We start from the raw sequence: 4,650 nt of genomic DNA, 5'->3' as shown, positions 1-4,650 counted from the left end.
TAGGTAACCGATCTGCAGGCCCGTGATGTTCACCACGGGCGGCAAGAGATTGCGGCCGAGGTGGCGCCGCAGAATTTGGCCGCGCGGCAGTCCTTGCGCGCGCAGCGTACGGACATAATCAGCCCCAATGATCTCGATCACCTGCGCGCGCACCAACTGCGCGAGGATGAGCATCGAGATGATGGCCGCGGAGATGGCCGGTAGCAGGAGGTGCCGCAACAGATCGCCCAGGCCATGGTCGCCACGCAGGTCGTACATGCCCGAGACCGGCAGCCAGCGCAGTTGCACGCCGAAGATCCATATCAGCAGCAGCCCCGACCAGAACACCGGGAAGTTGTGCCCGATCTGGATCAGGAACATCGCGGCGTGATCGATCAGGCTGCCGCGCTTGAGGCCGCTGGTGACGCCCACCAGCACACCGCCCGCCACGCACACCACCACCGCCGCGCCGGCCAGGATCAGCGTGTTGCCGAAGCTGCGGCCGAGCACATCAAAGACAGGGGTGCGCAATACGAGCGAGATCCCCCAATCGCCGGCCGCCAGATGCTGCAGCCAACGCGCATACTGGACCCAGACCGGCTGGTCCAGGCCGTATTCTCGCCGGATGGCGTCGATGGATTCTTGCGGCAAGGTGCTGGCGAGCGCATTCGTGATAGGGTCTCCGCCGCCCGCGTGCGACATGAAGAACACCAGCACGGAGATCACCAAGAAGAGCGGCGCCGCCTGCAGCAGCCGGGCCAGGATCGCGCGGCTCATGGCTTGAGCCAGACCCGGGTAAGGTCGTAGAAATTCTGTGCCGGCACGTTGAAGCCCTGCACATTCGGCGCGGATGCGAAGTGGTTGCGGAACGTCACGAGCGGGAGAAAGGCCACGTCGCGCTGCGCGACGGCATTGGCCGCCTTCCAGGCAGCGATGGCTTGGGGCTCGTCGGTCTGCGCGGCCGCCCTGGCGATCGCCGGGCCGAGTTCCGGATCCACGACTTTCTCGCCGCCGCCGCGCGTCACCACGTAGGCGTCGTACGCGAGCTTGAGCCAATATGGCGTCACGAAGCCCCACTCCATCGTGAACAGCCCGGTTTCCGGCGACAGGTTGGCGAGCTTGCTGGTGTATGTCAGCCACTCCTGCGATACCACGTCGACCCGGATACCCACCTTGCCGAGATCGCGCTGGATCCACTCCACCGCCGGCTGGTTGGCGACGTCGGTGATGATGGTGAAGCGCACCTCGCCGTCCTTGAAACCCGCCTCCTTCAGCAATGCGCGGGCGCGCTCAGGGCTATAAGCCACATCCTGCTGCGCGGGGTCGTATGCCGTGCTGCCGAGGTTCAGGATGTTGCGCGAGGCAAGCGCGCGGCCCCTGAAAATGGTTTTCGCGAGCCCGTCGCGGTCGATGGCCGCCGCGATCGCCTCGCGCACCGCGCGATGCTTCACGAATTCATTGCGGAAGTTCCAGCTCAGGAAGAGCTGGCCGGCAGTCGTGCTGTCGTGCACCGTGTATCCGGCTTTCTCCAGCGCATCCGCCGCGTCGGGCGGCACACGGGTGAGGATATCGATCTCGCCCGACCGCAGCGCCGACAGGCGCGTCGCCTCGTCGGGGATGGGTCGGAAGATGATGCGGTCAAGCGGCGCCTTGCCACCCCACCAGTTGTCATTGCGCGACAACACGGTCTTCTCGCCATGCACGCGTTCCACGAACTTGTATGGGCCCGTGCCCGTGGGATGGAGCGCCAGCCCGTCCTGCCCGTACTTCTTGAGGGCGGCAGGGCTGAAGATGCCCGACACGTAATTTCCCTGGGGCAACAGCCGCGGAAAGTCGATGAACGGTTCCTTGAACACATACTGCACGGTGTGCGCGTCAATCACCTTCACCGCCTCAAGCTTGCCGTACACGGGCTTCATCGTGGCCGCGGCGCGGGCGTCGTAGAACTCGAAGCCCGGATCGGTGTAGCGGCGGACGTTGAAGCGCACCGCTTCGGCGTCGAACGCCGTGCCATCGTGAAACGCCACGCCGCGGCGCAGCGTGAACGTGAACGTGCGCGCGTCCGGGCTGACCTCCCAGCGCTCGGCCAAGGCGGGCACCAGCGGCGGCGCTCCATCTTTCGCGGGTCGGCCGAGGTCTTCGGCGATGAGCGACTCGTAGATATGTTTGTCGACCCGGTAGGTTTCCCACGAGTACTGACGGTTCGGGTCATAGACGGTCGGCTCCTGGTATTGGCCGACGATCAGCGTTCCTCCGGCCTTGGCGGCGGGCCTTTCCTGTGCCTGCGCGGCAGCGCCGAGCGCCAGGCCCGCGGTCGCCAACGCGGCCGCCAGCATTGCCACGGCCACGCCGCGCGCGCGGCGACGGCGCAATGACGGCGCCTGCCCTTTTTCAAACCCCTGCTGCACCACTGCCCCCATGAGGCTTACTCCTGACCAGACAAATCAGGCTGCATGGTAGGGAGGCGTAACGGCTGCGCGAACGACCAAATGCGCATGTCAATATGCGCGCCCCGCCTTAGCAATCCAGGCGATAAGGTCAGACGCGCATCAAGGCCGCGCAAGCGCCGTGCCTGACCGGGTGTCGGCATTTTTGTGAGCAGCCTACGTGGGCAGGTCACCCCAGCGCATATTGATAGGAGATTTTCTTCGTTCGTCGGCGCGCGGTGCCTCCCTAGAATCAATGGGTAAGCCGATGTGCATGCATCGGTGAGCTGCCCTGACTCACCCGAACAGCCTGCGATGGACACCTCCCGAATCACCGTGAACGAAGATGCCGCGCTCAGCAGCGGCGACGACGCCTATCAGCGAATCCGGCGCGACATCATCTCTTGCCGTCTTTCGCCGGGCACCATCGTGACCGAACCCGCGCTGATGGCGGCCTATGACATCCGCAAGACCAGTCTGCGAATCGCGCTGACCCGGCTGGCGCAAGAGGGCTTCCTGCGGTCGCGCCCGCGCAAGGGGTATCAGATCGCGCCGATCACGCTGCGCGACGTCGAAGAAGTCTTCACGCTACGCGCTCAGCTCGAGCCGCTGGCCGCGCGCCTGGCCGTGGGCCGGGTCGACCTTGACCGGCTGCGCGACCTGGAGGCGGCCTGCCGGGTTCAGCATCCGGTATTGCAGCTGAACGATCAGATCGATGTGTTCATGGACGCCAACAAGGCGTTCCATCTGGCCATCGCCGCTGCTTGCGGCAACGCGCGCCTGCACCACACGCTGGCCGGCCTGATGGACGAGATGTCGCGCCTAGTCGCCCTCGGCTTTGGCGTGCAGAAGACCAAGCCGGAAATCAAACACAACCACAACGCCATGATCGCGGCGTTCGAGGAAGGCGACGCGCGGCGCGTGGAGCTTAACGCCCGCCGTCACATCGAGACATTCCAGGCCATGACGCTGGAGAAGCTCTACGCCAGCCTTGCCGAAACCGGCGCGGCCATTCCGGTGGCTGGCCCGGGAAGCTGGCGATGACGCAGGCCAGCCTCGTCCCGGCCCTGCGCGTCGCGGGTCTGTCCAAGCACTTCGGCGCGCTCGAAGTGCTGCGCGACATCGCCTTCGACGTGGCCCCGGGCGAGATCGTGGCGCTGCTCGGCGCGTCGGGCTGCGGGAAAAGCACGCTGCTCGATCTGATCGCGGGCCTGCGATCGCCCGGCAAGGGCGAGATCACGCTGGCCGGCGAACCCGCTGTCGAGTTTCACCGCCACGGCCGCCTCGGCTATCTGTTCCAGGAAGACCGGCTGCTGCCATGGCGCACGGTGCGCGACAACGTCGCACTCGGCCTGGAACCCGATGCGCTGCCACGCCTGGAGCGGCGCCGCCGCGCCGACGCCGCGCTCGAGGCGGTAGGTCTGTCGGGCTTTGGCGACGCCTGGCCCCACGCATTGTCCGGCGGCATGCGCAGCCGCGCCGCGCTCGCGCGCACGCTGGTGATCGGTCCGGACCTGCTCCTGATGGACGAGCCCTTCTCCAAGCTGGACCCCCAGACCCGCACCCAGATGCACGAGGAACTGATGCGCATCCAGAGCGGCAGCGGCAACACCATTCTTTTCGTCACGCACGACGTCGAAGAGGCGGTCGTACTAGCGGACCGCGTCGTGCTGCTCGAGCCCCGGCCTGGAAGGATCCGCGAAATCGTGCCGATCGACCTGCCGCGTCCGCGCGCCCCCACCGACCCCGACGTCACAGAAACCACGCGGCGCCTGCGCCTGAAAGTCCAGCAATGAATCGCACCACCCTCATGAACCCCGCCCCCGTGCGCCGCGCGGGTCCGCCCGCGTGGGCCGGACTCGTGCTGACGCGCGTGCTGCTCGCCCTCGCTTTCCTGGCGCTGTGGGTGTTTGCCGCCTCGCGCATGCCGACCTTCGTTCTGCCGGGGCCGGCAAAGGTCTGGAATGCCCTCGTCGCGCTCGCCCAGACGCCCAGTTTTTTGCACGATGTCGGCATGACGACCTACCGCGTGGCCGCGGGCTTCCTGCTCGCCACGCTGGTCGGCACGCCGCTCGGCCTGGCCCTGGGCTCGAGCCGGGCCCTCGCCCGGGTCTTCGAGCCGCTGCTCGCCGTCATGAACACGGTCTCGTCCGCGATCTGGGCGGTGTTCGCGATCATCTGGTTCGGCATCTCAAACGCCACGACGATCTTCGTGGTTTTCATGACCGCGATGCCGCTCATCCTG

5 protein-coding genes are annotated in these 4,650 nt (G+C 66.5%); 3 read left to right on the top strand and 2 right to left on the bottom strand.

Translation table 11 applies throughout. The features are described from left to right. Window positions 1–756, bottom strand: a 756-nt coding sequence (locus GAK28_RS24810; RefSeq protein ID WP_291785619.1) for an ABC transporter permease, incomplete at its 3' end; no start/stop codon positions are given. After that, window positions 753–2,399: an ABC transporter substrate-binding protein gene (locus GAK28_RS24805; protein WP_291785617.1), complete on the bottom strand. Its 1,647-nt coding sequence runs from the start codon at window positions 2,397–2,399 to the stop codon at window positions 753–755. The genes GAK28_RS24810 and GAK28_RS24805, both read right to left, overlap by 4 nt. A 342-nt stretch (window positions 2,400–2,741) precedes the next feature. Here GAK28_RS24805 and GAK28_RS24800 point away from each other — a divergent pair, with 342 nt between their 5' ends. From GAK28_RS24800 to GAK28_RS24790, 3 genes are all read left to right on the top strand, one after another. Further along, window positions 2,742–3,449, top strand: coding sequence for a GntR family transcriptional regulator (locus tag GAK28_RS24800; protein ID WP_291785615.1), 708 nt, complete (start codon window positions 2,742–2,744; stop codon window positions 3,447–3,449). Continuing rightward, a complete protein-coding gene (locus GAK28_RS24795) occupies window positions 3,446–4,201 on the top strand; it encodes an ABC transporter ATP-binding protein (RefSeq protein ID WP_291785612.1) in 756 nt (251 codons plus the stop codon). Before GAK28_RS24800 ends, GAK28_RS24795 begins: the two co-directional genes overlap by 4 nt. After that, on the top strand, window positions 4,198–4,650 hold a 453-nt coding region (locus tag GAK28_RS24790), incomplete at its 3' end, for a hypothetical protein (RefSeq protein WP_343161926.1). The genes GAK28_RS24795 and GAK28_RS24790, both read left to right, overlap by 4 nt.

Origin of the sequence: Luteibacter sp. (genome assembly GCF_009912395.1) — a bacterium.
Taxonomy (GTDB): Bacteria; Pseudomonadota; Gammaproteobacteria; order Xanthomonadales; family Rhodanobacteraceae; genus Luteibacter.
The sequence above is the reverse complement of the archived record's forward strand: the minus strand, read 5'-3'. Positions and strand labels throughout refer to the sequence as shown.

Excerpts from the sequence above, each read along its gene's own strand:
- GAK28_RS24805 (WP_291785617.1), bottom strand. The coding sequence starts at position 2,399 with ATGGGGGCAGTGGTGCAGCAGGGGTTTGAAAAAGGGCAGGCGCCGTCA.
- GAK28_RS24795 (WP_291785612.1), top strand. The coding sequence starts at position 3,446 with ATGACGCAGGCCAGCCTCGTCCCGGCCCTGCGCGTCGCGGGTCTGTCC.